This is a genomic window from Microbacterium sp. EF45047, from assembly GCF_028472845.1.
In the GTDB taxonomy this organism is placed as follows: domain Bacteria; phylum Actinomycetota; class Actinomycetes; order Actinomycetales; family Microbacteriaceae; genus Microbacterium; species Microbacterium neungamense.
The window spans coordinates 1,396,013-1,411,963 of sequence record NZ_CP069429.1; the positions used below are offsets into that span (position 1 = coordinate 1,396,013).

Sequence of the window (15,951 nt, forward strand, 5' to 3'; positions counted from 1 at the left end):
CAATAGGCTGGCGGCATGGCTGCAGTGCGGTACGTCGCGATCGGCGACTCCTTCACCGAGGGCGTCGGCGACGAGCTGCCCGACGGGCGCGTGCGCGGCTGGGCGGATCTCGTCGCGCAGGGCTGGGCGGATGCTCTCGGCGAACCGGTCCAGTACGCCAACCTGGCGATCCGCGGACGACTGGCCTGGCCGATCGTGCAGGAGCAGCTGGAGCCGGCGCTGGCGCTGCACCCGACCCATCTGTCCTTCAACGGCGGCGGCAACGACATGCTGCGGCCGAAGGCCGACATGGAGCACATCGCGGACGCGTTCTCCCACGTGCTGCGCCGCTGCGACGAGGAGGGCGTGACCCTCATCCTGCTCTCCGGCGCGAACCCGAGCGCGCAGCTGCCGATGGGCCGGCTGATCCAGCGCCGCGGCGACGAGCTGTCCGCCGCAGTGCTGCGGCGGATCGCCGACCGGCCGGATGTGATCCGAGCCCTGAACTGGCCCGACACCGTGCTGTCCGGACCGGAGTACTGGTCGGAGGACCGGCTGCACATGAACGCGAACGGGCACCACCGGGTCGCCGCCCGTGTGCTGCACGCCCTCGGCTTGGAGCCGCCGGCGGAGTGGTGGGCGCCCGCCGCGCATCCGGAGGCCCGCCCCGGCGGCCTCGAGTACTATCGCCGGCACGTCGCGCCGTGGGTGCGGCGGCGGCTGACCGGCACGTCCTCCGGCGACGGTCGCGCCGCGAAGCACCCCACGTGGGTGGAGCGGACGCCGCGATGAGCCGGACGCCGGGACGGCGCCTGACGCGCCGGATCACGCAGCTGATCGTCGGGGTGTTCCTGTACGGCATCGGGATCGCGTTCATCGTCCGCGGGGCGATCGGCGCGGCGCCGTGGGACGTGCTCACACAGGGACTGGCGAACCACCTGCCGCTGAGCTTCGGCGTGATCACCGTGCTGGTGAGCGTGGTGGTGCTGGTGCTGTGGATCCCGATCGGTCAGCGGCTCGGGATCGGCACGCTCGTCAATGATCGGCGCGCACTTCGGTCCCGGTCCGCGCGACGGCCTGATGACCGGCCTGCACAGTCGCACCGGCCTCCCGATCTGGGTCGTGCGCACGGCGATCGAGGTGACCGTGGTGGCGGTCGGCTGGGTGCTGGGCGGGAACCTCGGCATCGGCACCGTGGTGTTCGCGCTGCTCGTGGGGCCCCTGTGCCAGTTCTTCCTGCACGTGTTCACCGTGCCGCTGCCCGTGGATGCCGCCGAGGCGCCGAACGGTCCGCGCACCGGCGGGACTCCGGGGGTCGCCGGACTCACGACCGCCGGCGCGGCTTCTCCGTGTCCAGACCCATGCGGATCCGGGTGCGCTTGCGCTCGATGACGATGAAGGTCGCCCCGAGCAGCCACAGCGGCACCTGGGTGAGGAACGCCAGGCGGAACGCCTCCAGGGAGTAGGTGTCCGGGGTCCCGGCGCCCTGCAGGTCGAGGGTGAGTCCGATCAGGAAGATCGCGATGAGGGCCGCCAGGAACCCGCCGGCGTTCGTGACGCCGGTGGCGGTGCTGAGCCGATGCGCCGGGTTGTGCGTGCGGGCGTGATCGAACGCGATCATGGATGCCGGCCCGCCCGCCGCGAGCGCGACGATGAGGACGACGAGGAGCCAGAGCGGCGCCGGTCCGGGCCAGGCGATCACGGCGACCCACGCCAGCAGCTGCACGGCGACGGTCGGCAGCACCAGCGCCAGCGACCGGCGGGTGGGGATGCGTCTGGACAGTTCGCCCAGCAGCGGGCCGAACAGCATGCCGGCGACCACGAACAGCGACAGCAGCCCCGCCGCTGCGGGGGTGGTCAGACCCTCGCCGGCGGTGAGGAACGGCATGCCCCACAGCAGCACGAAGGCCGTGCCCGCGAACGGGGTGGTGAAATGCGACCAGAACGCCAGGCGGGTGCCGGGGTGCGCCCAGGCGGCGCGGATGCCGACGCCGGTGTCGATCGCGGAGGTGACCACGCGGACCACCCCGGTCTCGGTGTTCACCGACACGTCGGCGGCGCGCTGACGCGGGTGGTTGCGGATGACCAGCCAGACCAGGATGGCGAACAGGACGCCGAGACCGGCGACGCTGCCGAAGGTGATCGTCCAGGTGGTGGCGTGCAGCAGCGCCGCCACCGGGATGAGGGCGACGAGCTGGCCGGTCTGACCGATGATGCCGGTGAACTGCACCATCACCGGCCCGCGCTGCGCGGGGAACCAGGTCGCGACCAGACGCAGCGCCGCCGGGAAGACGGCCGCGTCCCCGGCGCCGAGCAGCACGCGGGCCACGAGGGCGATGCCGATGCTGGGGGACAGCGCCATCACGAGCTGGCCGAGGGCCATCAGCACCATCCCGATCGCCATGATCGGCCGGGAGCCGTGCCGGTCGAGCAGGATGCCGATGGGGATCTGCGCACCGCCGTACACCGCCAGCTGCACCACCGCGAAGAGCGACAGCGTCGCCGCATCCGCGTGGAACCGCTCGGCGGCGTCGACGCCGACCGCACTCAGCGAGGCGCGATTCGTGATCGCGAGCACGTACGCCGCGACCGCGACGATCCAGATGACCCACGCGCGCCACCCCGGCTCGGAGCGGAGGAGAGGCGTTGCGGTCACCCCTCCACGGTAGTACGCGGGAGCTCGGCGACGACGCCGTGTCGGCGGCCCGTGGTCGGCTTCCGTGACAAGGCCGGGGAAGGAGGGCAGACTCGTGACATGACCGCGGATCCCTGGGTGCTCCACGTCGACATGGATCAGTTCATCGCGGCGGTCGAGGTGCTGCGGCGCCCCGAGCTCGCCGGGCGCCCGGTCATCGTCGGCGGGCACGGCGACCCCGCCGAGCGGGCGGTGGTCTCGACGGCCTCGTACGAGGCGAGGGCATACGGCATCGGCTCGGGGATGCCGTTGAAGATCGCGGCACGCAAAGCGCCGGAGGATGCCGTCTTCCTGCCCGTCGACCATGCGGCCTACGAGGCGGCGTCGGCTGAGGTGATGGCCACCCTGCGCGCGCTGCCCGGCGTCGTCCTGGAGGTCATCGGCTGGGACGAGTGCTTCCTCGGCGTGACGACCGAGGACCCGGAGGCCGTCGCGCGCGAGGCGCAGCGGGCGGTGCTCGAGGCGACGGCGCTGCACTGCTCCGTCGGGATCGGCGACAACAAGGTGCGCGCCAAGATCGCCACCGGGTTCGGCAAGCCCCGCGGGATCTTCCGCCTCACCGACGCGAACTGGTTCGAGGTGATGGGGGAGCGGTCGACGCGTGAGCTGTGGGGGATCGGCTCCCGCGTGCAGAAGCGGCTGGCAGACCACGGCATCCGCACCGTGCGCGAGCTGGCGGACGCCGACCGCGACGAGCTCGTCGCCGAATTCGGGCCGAGGATGGGGCTCTGGTACCACGACCTGGGCTTCGGCAGGGGTCCCGTCACCGTCGACGACACACCGTGGGTCGCGCGCAGCCACAGCCGGGAGACGACCTACCAGCGGAACCTGACGACCGTCGCCGAGGTCGCGGACGCCGTCCGGGTGCTGGCGGGTCAGGCGTTCGACGACTGCCGTGCCGAGGGCCGGCCGATCATCCGGGTGCACCTCAAGGTGCGGTACGCGCCGTTCGAGACGAAAACCGTCGGGCGCAAGCTCGCCGAGCCGACCACCCACCGCGTGACGTTCGTCGCCGCGGCACTGGACCTCGCCGCCGGGCTCGACCCGACGCGGGAGGTGCGGCTGCTCGGCGTGCGCGCGGAGATGAGCATGCCCGACGGCGGAGACCCGGTCGAACGGACCCCGGTGCGCGGCCGCATCTGATCCGTGCTACGGCGCCTCGTCGGCCGTGACCGCGGCGTCGTCCCGCGCGGCCTCGGCGCCGGTCGCCATACCCTGCACGAACCGCACGATCTCGCCGGCGACCTCCCACGGCGCGGTGTGCTGCACGAGGTGCGGATGCCCGGGGATCTCCGACGTCCGGGCGAGCGGCGCGCGCCGTTGCAGGCGTGCGCACCACGCCGGTCCCGCGATCGGATCCCGCCCGCCGCGGAGGATCAGCAGCGGGCGGGGGAGCAGCAGGACGCGCTCCTCGATGGGGTAGCTGAGCATGTGGCGCAGCTGGCTGCTGTACCAGCGGGGTCCGCAACGCAGGTATTCCGTGAGGACGCGCGCGTACGCGGACGGCGGCTCCCGCAGGCAGTCGAGTGCCAACGCCCGCGCCTGAGCGCCGGCCGTACGGTGCCGGTCGTCGACGACCGGCCCGATCGCGACGACGTGCGAGACGAGATCGGGCCGCTGCACACCGAGCTCGACGACCCACTGCGTGCCCATGGAGTCGCCGACGGCGACCAGCCGGCCGGCACCGAGCCCGCCGGCACCGAGCCGGTCGGCACCGAGCCGGTCGGCACCGAGCCGGTCCAGCGCCTGTCCGAGCAGCCGGGACATCTCCGGCACGTCCGGCGACCACGGCGGGCGGGGGAGCCCGCCGAATCCGGGCAGGTCGACGGTATGCACCGTGTGCTCCGCCGCAAGGACGCCGTGCAGCCGCGAGAACAGCCGGTGGGAGATGCCGATCCCGTGCACGAGCAGGAAGGCGACCGAGGATTCCGGGTGGAGGGAGGAGAACACCCGGAACCTCTGGCCCTGCAGGTCCACGTCGCGCACGGTCGGCATGGACCGATCATGGCGGCGCGGCGGACGCCGGTCGACGGGGTGGACGTGCGGCCCGTGAGGCGATAGCACCCCGACGTGCTCAGGTTGCCGCCCCGGCGGGGCGCGGGCACTCTACGCTCAGAAGATGGGCATGCTCGCTCGACCGCTGGTGGCGCTGCGCCGCATCCGCATCCTGCCGCGCTGGGTGCGCCGCATGGATGCGCGCGCCGCCGCGGCGATCAACGGCCACCGGCACCTGCCCTCGCTCGACCGCGCTCTGGCACGCCTTTCCCACCTCGCCGACCGCAGCGGGCTGTGGATCGCCCTGTCGGTCGTGCTGTATCTCAGCGGCGGCAGGCGCCGGAGGGCGGCGGTACGGGGCGTCGGCTCGCTCGTGGTCGGCAGCGCGATCGCGAACCTCATCGGCAAGCGGATCTTCGGGGGAGACCGGCCGCTGCTCAAGGACGTCCCGGTGCCGCGGAGGCTGAAGCGGATGCCGACGTCGGCGTCCTTCCCGTCGGGGCATTCCGCCTCGGCCGCGGCCTTCGTCACCGGCGTCGCCCTGGAGTCGCCGCCCAGCGGCGCCGTCCTGGCGCCGCTGGGCGCGGCGGTGGCCTACTCGCGGCTGCACACCGGGGCGCACTGGCTCTCGGACGTGATCGGGGGAGTGGCGCTCGGCTCGGCCGTCGCGGTCGGCGGACGGATGCTCGTGCCGGCGCCGCCTCGTGTCGACACCGAGCCCTCGGCGCCGGAGATCGCGCTGCCCGCCCTCGCCCGCTGCGGCCGGACCCGGTCGACTTCCTGTCGGCGGAGGCGCCCGCCGCCCGCGTCCACGTGCTGGAGGAGGGGGACGACATCGCCGCGCTCGTCCGCGACGCCGTCGCGTCCTCCTCACCGCCCCGCGTCCTCGGCGTGTGGGGCGGTGACGGTTCGGTGGCGGCGGTGGCGGATGCCGCGCGTCGCGTGGGCCTGCCGCTGCTCGTGCTTCCGGGCGGCACGTTCAACCATTTCGCGCGCACGGCCGGGGTGCCCACGATCGAGGACGGGATCGAGGCGCTGCGGACGGGATCGAGGCGCTGCGGGCGGGATCCGGTCGGCGGGTGGATGTCGCCGAGCTCACCATCGACGGGCAGCAGCCGCTCACGGTGCTGAATGCGGCACCGTCGGCGTGTATCCCGACTTCGTCGCCGAGCGGGAGGCGATGGAGAACCATCTCGGCAAGCCCGTCGCGGCGCTGATCGCCGCGATCAAGGTGCTGGCGGGGGCCGACACGATCGATGTGCGCGTCGACGGCCGGACGGCGAAGGTATGGTCGGTGGCGGTCGCGGCGGGGGAGAACTCCTCGGTGTCGATGGTGCCGCTGCAGCGCCGGCGCCTCGACGACGCGGTGCTCGACGTGCGCGTCCTGCACGCTCGCGGTCGGATGCCGCGCCTGCGAGGACTCGTCGCCCTGGCCTTCGGCGTCCGGGCATCCGCCGTGCTCGATCGCGTGCCCTGGCGCGCCCGCCTGGCCACGATCGAGGCGTACAGCACTGTGCAGCCGTCCCGTATCCCGGCCATGACGATTCAGGATGGTGCAGAGGCCGCGCCGACGTCGACGGACGTCTACGCGGTCGTGTACGTCCCCACGTCGGTCGGGGAGTACACGATCGAGCTGCGCCGCGACGACCCCTCCGCTGCGTGGGGTGTGACGCGCTTCCAGCCCTCGAACTGATCCAGGAGAGGACAACGGTGTCTGTCTACGACCACGACGTCATCACCCGCGCTCGGATCGTTCGGGAGCGCCTGGCGCAGCTGCGGGTGCATCAGACGAAGGAGCGGCAGCGCCTCCACGCGCTCGCCCTGCAAGAACTCCTCGACGCGGGGTATTCGACGCGAGAGGCCGGCGAACTGCTCGGCCTATCCCGCACGTACTTGCACCGCGTCGCTACGGGGCCGGTGGAGCCGCCCGAGGAGCGCCCCGAGTTCGAGGAGATCGACGCCGCGGTGGACCAATATGTGCTCGGCTGATCCACGATCAGCGGATTGGAGGATTCACACAGCGCCACGACCAGCTGCTCGGCTGTGACCTTCCGACAAGATGCCGGCGGAGCTCACGCAGCGAAACCCACAAAGTGCCCTCCTCGCGATCGCGGGGAGGGCACTGGGGTTTGTAGGGTGCGGACAGGGCGGGGTCAGCGGTCCAGACCGCGCCCGCGATCGCGCCTCTTGGCGACGTCGTGCGCGATGGTCGTTGCCTCGGCGTCCTTGGCGCTGCGGGCGGCGAGATCGCCGCGCGTGCGCTTGGGACCGTGGTCGACGTCGACGCCCCACCAGCGCGCATGATCCTTGCTCGTCGACCTACCGGACGATGCAGCGGGGATCTGGGCGGCCGCCACGCTTTCCCGAGCTGCGGTGCGCTGGGCCGGCTCGTGCGTGTGCCGGATGATCTCGCCGGATGCGGCCGCCAGGCGCCGCATCGTCTCGTGGAGATCTTCGGCCACGTGGGGGAGGCGTGAGACTCGGGCGGCCGCCAGAACGAACTCACGCACCCACGCGCGGCCGTCGCGACTGGTCATCGCGGAGGCGCTGCGGCCGGCCTCGATCGCGCGGCGCGCATCGGCGGCCGCGGTCTGGGCGACGTCGGTCGTCACGGTGCGGTCGTAGAGGACGCGCTGCGTGCGCGTGGTGACCGTGATCCGGTCGACGAGCCCACGGGCCACCAGCTGCTCCACGGTGACGGGCATGGCCTCGTAGGCGGCCTCGTGCGCCGCTGAGGGCGTCCACCGGTTCTGATCGTTGCCGGCGGCCTCCCCGAGGTAGCGGCTCACGGTGCCGAGGGCGGAGACGGCGCCAGGGACGGCGAGCACGTGCGCCTCGACTCGATAGCCCTGCGCACGGAACGCGGCCGCGGTGGACTCGACCACCGGCAGCTGTCGCATCGTCGTCTCCAGGATGACGCTGCGGCGTTCGGCGCGGAGGTAGTCGGCGGCCATGCCGACCCACGCGCCGGAGGCCTGCGCGGTGACGTGCGGCATCGCGAGCGGGTCGGTGCGCATCAGATCCCGATAGTCGGGATGGAATCTCCGGAAGTCGTCACCGATGACGGGAACCGCACCGGGCCGCTCGCTGTGCACGTCCGCGATCGCGCGGGACTTGCCCGCTCCTGGCTGGGCGCCGACGAACACCACGGAGGGGTGCAGCTCGGCGGCGCCGGCTGCGGTCAGCGTGGGCGCAATGTCGCGATCGAAGATCTCGCGCAGCTCGTCCGCGCTGAGATCGTCCCTCCAGCTCACGCAGTCGCGCGCAGCTCGCGCAGGCGCGACCGGTACTCGTCGGTCTTCGCCTTGATCGTCGCCAGGTCGGAACCGCGCACGCTGTTCACGTCCTGCCACAGGGCGACGTCAGCGGCCTTCGCCGCCTCGCGCTCCGTCGCGGTCGCCGCGTGACGAGAGAGCCAGACGTACTCGCCGCCAAGCTCGGTCGCGGTCTCGCGCATGATGTCGTAGACCATCGGGTCGAAATCCACGATCTCGGGGGCGACTGCCGTCTTAGTCATGAGATCCCCTTCCGTCTACTTCTCCAGCATACGTGGTGTCCCTTCTCAGCGATCCTGACATCTCGTGAGACGCGAGACCCGCAGGATCATGCGGGTGCTCGGTATGTATCGAGCGCGAGTATGTCTCATCGAAGATGACAGTGTCCAACGTGGGCTGATGTGTTCGGTGGAGCCGATCGACAGCCGGCAGCGCGATGACCGAGGCGTTGACCTCGTGCTCCTGGACAGGGCACCCGGCTGTGAGAGCATGATGACATGGCCCGAGTCGCTTCACCTGTCGCCGCCCTGGTCGGCTCGCGGATCGTCGCGAGGCGCAACGAGCTGGGCATGACCGCTGCGGAGCTGAGCCGCCGCTCGGGCGTGAGCGCGGCGAATATCAGCTTCTACGAGAACGGCCGCTCGCTCATGAACATCGGCTCGCTGCTGCGCATCGCGGCCGCGCTCGAGATCGACCCGAGCGTGTTGCTCGACGGCGTTCAGCTCGCCGTGGCCGAGCAGCAGCAGGAGGCCTGACCGAGGCGGGTCACTCGCGCTCGGCCTGTTCCTCTGTGGGGGCGAGACGGAGCGCCAGCCCCAGAGCGTCTGCGACCTTGGAGAGAGTCGCTGTGCTCACGTCCTCGCCGGCCTCGATCCGAGCGATGGACGGTCGCGAGACGTGAGCTGCTTCCGCAAGGTCGTTCTGAGACCACCGACGAGCGTTGCGAGCTTCGCGGATGCGGTGAGCGATCTCCGGCATGGACCTGTCAGGGCTTGGCATCGGCAGCCTTCTGATCTGTTGTCGCGACCGCGTCGATCTGAGCGAGGAAAGCGTCAGGATCGGTACCGACAGGGGCTGTGTAGAGTTTTCCCCCGGTGCCGATCGTGCGGTTCGGTCGCGCGAGAAGGCGGACGTCGAAAGCGTCGCTGCGCACAGCGACGAGACCGCGCGCATGCCACTTGCGCATGATCTGCAACAGGGCGACGACGATGCGTGCCAGGTTCATGACGAGGTAGGACGCAGCCAGGTATCGGTCGTCCAGGTCATGATCGCCGACACGCTCGGTCACATCGGTGTCGCCGTGGCCGAAGTCGCAGTAGAGCCACGCATCGGCAAGCTTCGTATCGGGAATCATCGCGCCCAGATCGCCGTCGACCGAACCACGTTGCATCGAGAACCCGAGCGTCGCGCCCGACTTCGGATCGAGCTGCTTCCACTGCGACCTGGCGTTCGAGAACACTTCCGCGTACTCGGGATCGGGGTGCTCGGTCGACGACTGCAGTTCGACTTCGAGTGCAGCAAGCACCTTCTCGAGGTACAGGTCGTCACGTTCCATCATGAACGGACGGCAGCGCGCGGCGAGAGACTCGAACGCCTCTTCGGGCGGGAGATCGGCGTGTAGAGAGAAGGATCCGTCAGCAGCAGGGCGGAGAGACAGTCCGCCCGCCATCCAGCGAGGTACAGGCAGATCGCGGTTCGTGAGCAACGAGTGGGTCTCGACACGGCGCGCGCGGAAGACAAACCACTCCAGGGTGCGCGCACGAAGCGTGTCGTCGCACATCTTGCGCTGCCACTCCTTGGTGGAGAACTTCTTCTTGGCCATGTCAGATGACGCCTCTCAGCCAGCTCGGACCTTCGGTACGGACGCGGAATCCCGACCCGTCAGGACATCGGCTTCACGTGCGACTCGATGAAGTCGATCTCGGCCTGGTCGAGGCCGTACTTCGCGTACAGCTGCTGGTCGATCTCGGGGATCGACTTGCTCCAGTCGATATCCGATGCCTCCGTGAAGTCCTGGAGTGGGACGTGCTTCCAGACCTTCGCCGGGTTGTGCTGTGTGATCTTCAGGATGCCGAGCATGGCGCGAGCAAACTTCGTCTTCACGTATTTGAGACACGCCTTAGCGTCAGCCTCGTCATCAAACGCCCCGATCGTGATGAAACTCTGGGTGACTGCAACTTCGGGCCCGATCACATCGGGCGAAGACAGGGATTCCCCCAGAGCGCCAGAGCCGTTGGCGGCCGGGAGCGCCACCTTGAACTTGTCGAAGCTCTTAGGGCCACGGAGATAGTCCCGACGGATCCAGCGGGAGAACCGCTTGTTCTTCACGAGCCCCAGGACCTGGCCGTATTCGTGACCGTCGTCGGGCATTGTTTCGAAGTACAGGAACGGCAGCTGTTCGAAGGTGTTGGTACTCACACGGTACTGAGCGTCCGACGACATGAGGCCTGAAGCCTGGGGGTTCTCGTTGTGCATGAGTTCCGTATAGGCATATGCGCGCCCGCTCGACACTGACGGCGCAATCGATGCATCGTGAGCAGCGTTGACCTTGTGCATGATCTCGTTGAGCTCGGGGTAGCTGGTGAACGTGTCGATCGGCTCGTCGTCACGCTCTTCGTCCCAGTAGGTAACTGCGATCCCACCCTTGATGTCGGTCCCCGGAAACAGATCGTTGCTGTTGGGCACGTAGTACGGAACGCTCAGGTGGCGGTCCGCGAGCATCTTCTCGTTCCACGCCTTCGGGGTGAACCCGGCGTTGAAGAGGAAGCGGGCCGGTGTGATGAGCACGGCCTTGCTGGCGACCTCGTACGCCGCGTCCATGAACTGGTGGTAGACCGGCGTGTCACGAGTACCTTCGCCCTGCGCCTCCTCCTGGTAGGGAGGGTTGCCGATCACGACATCGAACTTCTTACCCATGATCAGTTGCCTTCCGTCAGCATGTCGTCGATCGTCTGGGCGCGCTGTTCGCTGGTCATCTTCGCGAGGTTGCCGACCCTGAAGTGGCCGGACTCCTTGAGCCAGCGCTTGCGCTCGGGCACCCCGCCGGAGACCGCCTCGAGACTGATCTCGTGGAGGATCTTGTTGTGGCTCATCTCGAACAGCTGCGAGGTGAGGATGTGCTTGAGCCGCTCGCCCTGATCCGGGATCCGATCGGCCAGGCCGGTGTCGAGACGCCGCACGAGCTCCATGAGGAACAGACCGGCGGTAGAGAACAGGTCGGCGAAGGTCTTCTCGGGATCCGTGAAGATGCCGGGGTTCTCGGTCTCGAGGATGTCGACCATCTGCTTGACGACCGGCTGCGGCGTGAAGACGAGCGAGGTCTTCTGCTGCGGGATGTAGGCGAAGATGTTCTCCGTCTGCGCGTCGTCGAAGTAGTCGGCGAGGGCTTCCTTCTTGTCGAGGAACTCCTGGATCGACTGGTCGAACACGGCCTCGTCGAAGAGGCCGGGGATCTTCGTGACCGTACCGTCCGCCTCGGTGACCTCCTGGCCGTCGCGCAGCACGCGGAACTCCGCCACGCTGATGCCGGTGATCTCCTCGAACACGTCGTCGGGTGGGTAGTTGTCGAAGTTCGCCAGACGGATGTTCCGGTCGCTGTAGGCCATGAGGAACATCGGGATTGTGCGGGCGAAGCCGCGCAGGTGCGAGCGCGCGTCGTCCATGGTCTGGTCGGCGCGCTTCTGCTCCTTCTTCTTCTCCTCGCGCTCGACGATGGCCTGGGTCATCGACTCGGTCGTCTCCATGAGAATCTTGGCGACGTTCTCGTGGAAGGCCCTCTCCTGCTCGGCCTTCTTCACGGCGATCACAGCAGCGTCGGCCTCGGTGGCGGCTTCGGCCAGCTCGTCGGCGAGGTGCTTCGAGGCGATCTCGTGCTCGACGCGCGCACGTTCGTACCTGCGCACGACCTCAGCCTCGGTGGCCTTCTCGTCGCGCTCGACCTGCTTCTTCGTCAGCCCGTACTCGGCCTGGAGCTTGTCACGGGTCTCGCGCGTCTTCTCTGTAGCAAGCTTCGCGAGCTTCCTCGCCACCTCGGCCGCAGGAGCCTGGGGGTCCGTCGTCGGGATCTCCTCGACGCTCCACACCGGTACGCCGAGCTCGGCGACCTTGGGGTTGATGACCGTCTCGAGGTCGACCTCGGCGTTGCCGTCCCGATCGACGTTCGGCAGCGGCTCGGGCAGGTCGAGCTCCTTCTTCTTGAGCTTGCCCTGCTCAGCGGTCGGGAGTTTGTCGAGGATCTTCTTCACGTGCTCGGAGTAGCGGAAGATCCCGGCGACGTTCGCGAACAGCAGGTTCGACAGGAACCCGCGGCGCACGACCTCGCGGGCCTTGAACACCTTCGGGAAGGTGAGCACCTGGGAGGCGTCGAGCTCGACCATCCGCCCCTCGGCGTCCTCACCGATGACGGGGAAGAAGTTCAGCAGGGTGCGGATGTTCTGCTGGCGCACGGCGGTGTCACCCGAGGGGTTCGGGTGAAGGTTGTTCGCGAACTCGTCGAAGATCGTGAGGGTGCGCTCGGGAGCGAAGTCGAAGATGTAGGCGTTCTTCTTCTGGAGCACCTTGCCGTCGCGCTCGAAGGTGCACGGGTTCTGCGCCCGGAACGCCGCCTGCATGTAAAGGGCCGGCGAGGTCACGTTGGAGAGCATGACGACCGCTGTCCACTCGGGGACGGTCACGCCCGTGGTGAGCTGGCCGACCGAGAGGGTGATCGTCTTTCCTCCGGTCTTCTCGGCCTCGGCGATGGCCTCGCGGACCTTCGTCAGGGACGCCTTCGAGACCTCGAGGTTGCTGTCGTCCTCGGTGCTGCGCCCGTCACCGGCGGCCAGGACGACGGTGTACTCCTTGAACACCGGGTGCTTCTTCAGCATCCGCTGCAGGGCCTTCGCCGAGGCCACGCGGTCGAGCAGCCAGAACGAGTGCCGGATCTCGTCGCGCAGCTCCGGGGTCGAGAACGGGTACTTCTCGTTCACGGACAGCCGGTTGAGGAAGGCCTGCACGTCGGCCTCGTGCTCGAAGTACCCGTTGTCCTTCGTGCGGAAGAACTCACCGAGATCGAAGGCGTAGTCGATGTTCGCGTCGTCCTCGGCGATCGCCACGCCCTCGGCCAGACGGTCGCTGATCATCCGGGAGACCTGATAGGTGAACAGGTTCAGCGTGGGGAGAGCCTCGTAGGGGTTATCCTGGCTCGGGTCGTCCCACTCCGCACGCGCGGTCTGCTCGTCCGCGTAGGTCCAGTTGAAGATCTGGTCCTGGTCGAAACGGCCCGACGCGAGCGCCTTGAACGGCGTGCCGGACAGGTGCAGCGTCCACTTGCGGGTGATCTGGTCGAAGGCGACGTCGGTCTTCGTCGTGTCGACACCCTCGTGCGCCTCGTCGATGACGAGCAGGTCCCAGTCGAACTGCGCGATGTGCTTGAGCTTGTCGAAGCTCCCGCCGAAGTACGTCGAGCCCTTGAGGTCCTGCAGCGAGAGGAACTCGACGATGCGCGGATCCTGGTCGATCTGTTCCCGCGAGTAGGAGAGCCACTGCTGCCTCGTCATCGTCGGGCGGCCGTTGAGCGACGGTGACTCGGAGACGAACCGGTAGGTCGTCTGGTGCCCGATGAAGCGCAGGAAGTCGTCGAGCCACGAGTGCGCGATCGCCGGTCGGTTCGTCACGATCAGCACGCGGCGCGCGTCGAGCTTGCGCATGAGGTCGTAGGTCGTGAGGGTCTTGCCGAAGCGCGGCTTCGCGTTCCACAGCACCTCGGCCTTGCCGCCCTGGAACGCCCCGAGCGCCTGAGAGACGGCCGCCTTCTGCTCGGGGCGCAGCTCGTAGTCCTGCTCGATGCCCGAGAGGTCGATCTCGAAGCTGCCCGAGGCGAAGTCGAAGAAGTACTGCTTCGAGGTCTTCGGAGCGCCTTCGAAGCGGTGCCACTCGGTCCGCGTGGTGCGGCCCCCGGGCCCGGAGACGTGTTCGCGCTCGATGCCCTGCTGCTTGAGGAAGGCGTGGAAGTCGTGGTCGGTGAACCGCCCGCCGTCGGGCGTCATGTATGTGGCCTTGAACACCCACTCGATCTTCTTGTCGATCGACAGCTGCGAGGCCTGCTGGGCGATGCGTGCTTGTGCGCCGCCGGCCTGCTCGGTGTAGCCGATCTTCTCCCAGCCGGCGTACTTGGGCAGGTCGGGCGTGCTCCACGAGTAGATCTGCGGGGTGATCTCCCGGAACGTGCTGATTGTGGGGTTAGGCATCTGCGTTCGCTTTCTTGTGAACGTGGTGGACCGGGCACGGCTCGTAGGAGGCGTACACGGTGAAGTCGAAGGCCCCGTCCTCGCGCAGCGAGTTGAAGGTGAACGGCTCTCTCCTGACCAGCGAAGGGTCGTCCGACTGGCGGGTCCACCAGGAGAACTCGATCTCGTCGCCGTCGGGCGTCTTGCCCGTCAGGGTGTTGCCTCGCAGGATGTTGGTCTTGACGAGGAACAGCGCCGCGCGGTAGAGGTCGGTTCGCGGCGAGCACGGCGTGCCGTGCGAGGCGTGGAACTTCACGAACTCGCTCACCAGCGCAGCCTGCGCGTCCTGGTGGTTGTCTTCGAGCAGCTCGATCGCGTAGATCGACGCGAGCGCGAACAGCGACTCTCGGGGCCAGGTCGAAGGATCTAGCCGCTCCTCGATCGCAGCGAGCTTGCGTTGCAGGATCGCGACGAGGAAGTTGCCGTCACCTGCAGCGGGCTCGAGAAAGGTCTTGTCGACGAACCCGTCTCCGCTCTCGAGGTCCTCGCTGACCAGGTCGAGCATCTGATCGACCATCGAGCGCGGCGTGAACACCTCGCCGTAGGTCTTGACGCGGTGCCGCGACTTCACGAAGAGGCGGTCAGCGTCAGGGTTGCTCATAGCGATCTTCCGTCGGTAGGAGGTGAACGAGACGGGTGCGCCACCCGGCAAGGGGAGAGCACCCCTCGCAGGTGCCTCGGGCGTGACGAAGGTGCCGTCGATGCTGCGCGGCTCGAACGCGGGCGCAGTGACCGGCGGAGCCGTCGCGAGTGCGGTCGGGGTCATGGAACCTCTTCGTCAGGGGTGGCGAGTCGTGTGCTTGTATCAGAAACCTTACATCGTGCGCGCCTGCCTGTCAGGCATATGTACCTCCCAGAACGTGTTTATCGGGTACCTCGGACATTCCTGCGTCGCCGCCCGGCGGGTCTTCCCCCGTCACGATCTTCACCAGCGGTACCAGGTCGGATAGGCAGCAGGAGAACGGCGGGCGACCGCCGACCATCGCTCCATGCTGTCGGGTGTGCGACGTGGCCCAGCAGGTTCCGCTTCGCCACGACAGACGGCAAGCTCGGTGCGGCTGAGCTTCTCGAGGATCTGCATGCGTTGCAGGCCGGGGACGTCGCCGTACCAGCGGTCCCAGAGGTTGCCGTCGAGCTCTTCGGAGAGCCGCGCGTCGATGTCGTTGTCATCGCTCTCCGGCTCGAGACCGAGCTCGGCGTGCAGCTTCTCGCGTAGCCGTGTATGAGCGGGCGCTGCGAGCTCGCGGCGCAAGAAGGCGCGGACGTGAGCGGTGCCTGCGGCGAGTCCTACGGGGCCGCACTCGACCAGTCGCAAGAAGTCCTCGGAGGCCAGCAGCAGCATGCCGCTCACGAGGACGGGCAGGTCGGCCATCTGCCGCGCGAGCGAGACTTCAGTGCGCGCGGTGCGGTCGCCACGGTCCTGCCAGCCATAGAGCATGCCGCGCAGGAAGCGCGCCTCGGGGGACGAGATCGTGAGCTCGGAGAGGCGCATCGTGCCGCCGAGCATCCGCCCGGCGTGCAGCAGATCCGGGAACGCAGCGACGTCGATGTCATGACCGTCAGCGCACCAGCGCCGGTGCCGGACGCAGACGGGGCTGCGCGCGTCGAGCACCTCGACCACCTCGCCGTGGCTGCACCGCCGGCACAGGAACGTCGCACCGGCGTGGCCATGGCCGCGTCCGCACAGCGCGAGCCGCTCGACGCAGTGCGCGCTGCATGTCCACCGTCTCGATGCTCCTAT

Annotated in this window: 16 protein-coding genes and 1 pseudogene; 7 read left to right on the forward strand and 10 right to left on the reverse strand. The window is 68.7% G+C overall.

Annotated features, from left to right (window positions below; translation table 11 throughout):
• The first annotated feature begins 15 nt into the window (after positions 1–15).
• Together JRG78_RS06700 and JRG78_RS06705 are read left to right on the forward strand one after the other, a co-directional pair.
• The gene (locus JRG78_RS06700; protein ID WP_259605958.1) at positions 16–771 is read left to right on the forward strand and encodes an SGNH/GDSL hydrolase family protein; all 756 of its coding nucleotides are present in this window, start codon (positions 16–18) and stop codon (positions 769–771) included.
• A gap of 246 nt (positions 772–1,017) precedes the next feature.
• A complete protein-coding gene (locus JRG78_RS06705; RefSeq protein WP_259605959.1) occupies positions 1,018–1,371 on the forward strand; it encodes a YczE/YyaS/YitT family protein in 354 nt (117 codons plus the stop codon).
• Here JRG78_RS06705 and JRG78_RS06710 read toward each other — a convergent pair.
• A complete protein-coding gene (locus tag JRG78_RS06710) occupies positions 1,304–2,635 on the reverse strand; it encodes an MFS transporter (protein ID WP_259605960.1) in 1,332 nt (443 codons plus the stop codon). The genes JRG78_RS06705 and JRG78_RS06710 overlap by 68 nt on opposite strands.
• 99 nt (positions 2,636–2,734) lie before the next feature.
• Here JRG78_RS06710 and JRG78_RS06715 point away from each other — a divergent pair, with 99 nt between their 5' ends.
• The gene (locus tag JRG78_RS06715; RefSeq protein ID WP_259605961.1) at positions 2,735–3,817 is read left to right on the forward strand and encodes a DNA polymerase IV; all 1,083 of its coding nucleotides are present in this window, start codon (positions 2,735–2,737) and stop codon (positions 3,815–3,817) included.
• 6 nt (positions 3,818–3,823) lie between these two features.
• Here the strand turns inward: JRG78_RS06715 and JRG78_RS06720 are convergent, their stop codons facing one another.
• Positions 3,824–4,669, reverse strand: a complete 846-nt coding sequence (locus JRG78_RS06720) for an alpha/beta fold hydrolase (RefSeq protein WP_259605962.1) — start codon at positions 4,667–4,669, stop codon at positions 3,824–3,826.
• A 193-nt stretch (positions 4,670–4,862) separates the two neighbouring features.
• Between JRG78_RS06720 and JRG78_RS12700 the strand changes: the two are divergent.
• The 3 genes and pseudogenes from JRG78_RS12700 to JRG78_RS06730 all read left to right on the forward strand — a co-directional run.
• Positions 4,863–5,330: pseudogene (locus JRG78_RS12700) on the forward strand (phosphatase PAP2 family protein); the annotation flags it as partial.
• A 152-nt stretch (positions 5,331–5,482) separates the two neighbouring features.
• Positions 5,483–5,800: a diacylglycerol kinase family protein gene (locus JRG78_RS12705; RefSeq protein ID WP_432806450.1), complete on the forward strand. Its 318-nt coding sequence runs from the start codon at positions 5,483–5,485 to the stop codon at positions 5,798–5,800.
• A gap of 579 nt (positions 5,801–6,379) precedes the next feature.
• Positions 6,380–6,658, forward strand: a complete 279-nt coding sequence (locus tag JRG78_RS06730; protein WP_259605964.1) for a hypothetical protein — start codon at positions 6,380–6,382, stop codon at positions 6,656–6,658.
• Positions 6,659–6,822: 164 nt separating this feature from the next.
• On the opposite strand, the gene JRG78_RS06735 is transcribed toward JRG78_RS06730, so the two are convergent.
• Complete coding sequence (locus JRG78_RS06735; RefSeq protein ID WP_259605965.1) at positions 6,823–7,923, reverse strand: zeta toxin family protein; 1,101 nt, start codon at positions 7,921–7,923, stop codon at positions 6,823–6,825.
• Positions 7,920–8,186 (reverse strand): hypothetical protein, encoded by a 267-nt coding sequence (locus tag JRG78_RS06740; protein WP_259605966.1) that lies wholly within the window; start codon positions 8,184–8,186, stop codon positions 7,920–7,922. The genes JRG78_RS06735 and JRG78_RS06740 overlap by 4 nt, the downstream gene beginning before the upstream one ends.
• Positions 8,187–8,441: 255 nt before the next feature.
• Between JRG78_RS06740 and JRG78_RS06745 the strand changes: the two genes are divergently transcribed.
• Positions 8,442–8,699, forward strand: coding sequence for a helix-turn-helix domain-containing protein (locus tag JRG78_RS06745; RefSeq protein WP_259605967.1), 258 nt, complete (start codon positions 8,442–8,444; stop codon positions 8,697–8,699).
• Positions 8,700–8,709: 10 nt separating this feature from the next.
• On the opposite strand, the gene JRG78_RS06750 is transcribed toward JRG78_RS06745, so the two are convergent.
• The 6 genes from JRG78_RS06750 to JRG78_RS06775 all read right to left on the reverse strand — a co-directional run bounded on the left by JRG78_RS06750 (position 8,710) and on the right by JRG78_RS06775 (position 15,831).
• Positions 8,710–8,943, reverse strand: a complete 234-nt coding sequence (locus tag JRG78_RS06750; protein ID WP_336297673.1) for a helix-turn-helix transcriptional regulator — start codon at positions 8,941–8,943, stop codon at positions 8,710–8,712.
• Complete coding sequence (locus tag JRG78_RS06755) at positions 8,930–9,766, reverse strand: hypothetical protein (RefSeq protein WP_259605969.1); 837 nt, start codon at positions 9,764–9,766, stop codon at positions 8,930–8,932. Before JRG78_RS06755 ends, JRG78_RS06750 begins: the two co-directional genes overlap by 14 nt.
• 59 nt (positions 9,767–9,825) lie before the next feature.
• A complete protein-coding gene (locus JRG78_RS06760; protein WP_259605970.1) occupies positions 9,826–10,860 on the reverse strand; it encodes an Eco57I restriction-modification methylase domain-containing protein in 1,035 nt (344 codons plus the stop codon).
• 2 nt (positions 10,861–10,862) lie between these two features.
• The gene (locus JRG78_RS06765; RefSeq protein WP_259605971.1) at positions 10,863–14,171 is read right to left on the reverse strand and encodes a DEAD/DEAH box helicase; all 3,309 of its coding nucleotides are present in this window, start codon (positions 14,169–14,171) and stop codon (positions 10,863–10,865) included.
• Positions 14,164–14,811, reverse strand: coding sequence for a hypothetical protein (locus tag JRG78_RS06770; protein WP_259605972.1), 648 nt, complete (start codon positions 14,809–14,811; stop codon positions 14,164–14,166). Before JRG78_RS06770 ends, JRG78_RS06765 begins: the two co-directional genes overlap by 8 nt.
• 324 nt (positions 14,812–15,135) lie before the next feature.
• Positions 15,136–15,831 (reverse strand): hypothetical protein, encoded by a 696-nt coding sequence (locus JRG78_RS06775; protein WP_259605973.1) that lies wholly within the window; start codon positions 15,829–15,831, stop codon positions 15,136–15,138.
• Positions 15,832–15,951 lie beyond the last annotated feature (120 nt).

What these genes read in the sequence shown, in the direction of transcription:
- JRG78_RS06700 (WP_259605958.1), top strand. Translation starts at nt 16, where the DNA reads ATGGCTGCAGTGCGGTACGTCGCGATCGGCGACTCCTTCACCGAGGGC.
- JRG78_RS06705 (WP_259605959.1), top strand. Translation starts at nt 1,018, where the DNA reads ATGATCGGCGCGCACTTCGGTCCCGGTCCGCGCGACGGCCTGATGACC.
- JRG78_RS06715 (WP_259605961.1), top strand. Translation starts at nt 2,735, where the DNA reads ATGACCGCGGATCCCTGGGTGCTCCACGTCGACATGGATCAGTTCATC.
- JRG78_RS06720 (WP_259605962.1), bottom strand. Translation starts at nt 4,669, where the DNA reads ATGCCGACCGTGCGCGACGTGGACCTGCAGGGCCAGAGGTTCCGGGTG.
- JRG78_RS06740 (WP_259605966.1), bottom strand. Translation starts at nt 8,186, where the DNA reads ATGACTAAGACGGCAGTCGCCCCCGAGATCGTGGATTTCGACCCGATG.
- JRG78_RS06745 (WP_259605967.1), top strand. Translation starts at nt 8,442, where the DNA reads ATGGCCCGAGTCGCTTCACCTGTCGCCGCCCTGGTCGGCTCGCGGATC.
- JRG78_RS06750 (WP_336297673.1), bottom strand. Translation starts at nt 8,943, where the DNA reads ATGCCAAGCCCTGACAGGTCCATGCCGGAGATCGCTCACCGCATCCGC.
- JRG78_RS06755 (WP_259605969.1), bottom strand. Translation starts at nt 9,766, where the DNA reads ATGGCCAAGAAGAAGTTCTCCACCAAGGAGTGGCAGCGCAAGATGTGC.
- JRG78_RS06760 (WP_259605970.1), bottom strand. Translation starts at nt 10,860, where the DNA reads ATGGGTAAGAAGTTCGATGTCGTGATCGGCAACCCTCCCTACCAGGAG.
- JRG78_RS06765 (WP_259605971.1), bottom strand. Translation starts at nt 14,171, where the DNA reads ATGCCTAACCCCACAATCAGCACGTTCCGGGAGATCACCCCGCAGATC.
- JRG78_RS06770 (WP_259605972.1), bottom strand. Translation starts at nt 14,811, where the DNA reads ATGAGCAACCCTGACGCTGACCGCCTCTTCGTGAAGTCGCGGCACCGC.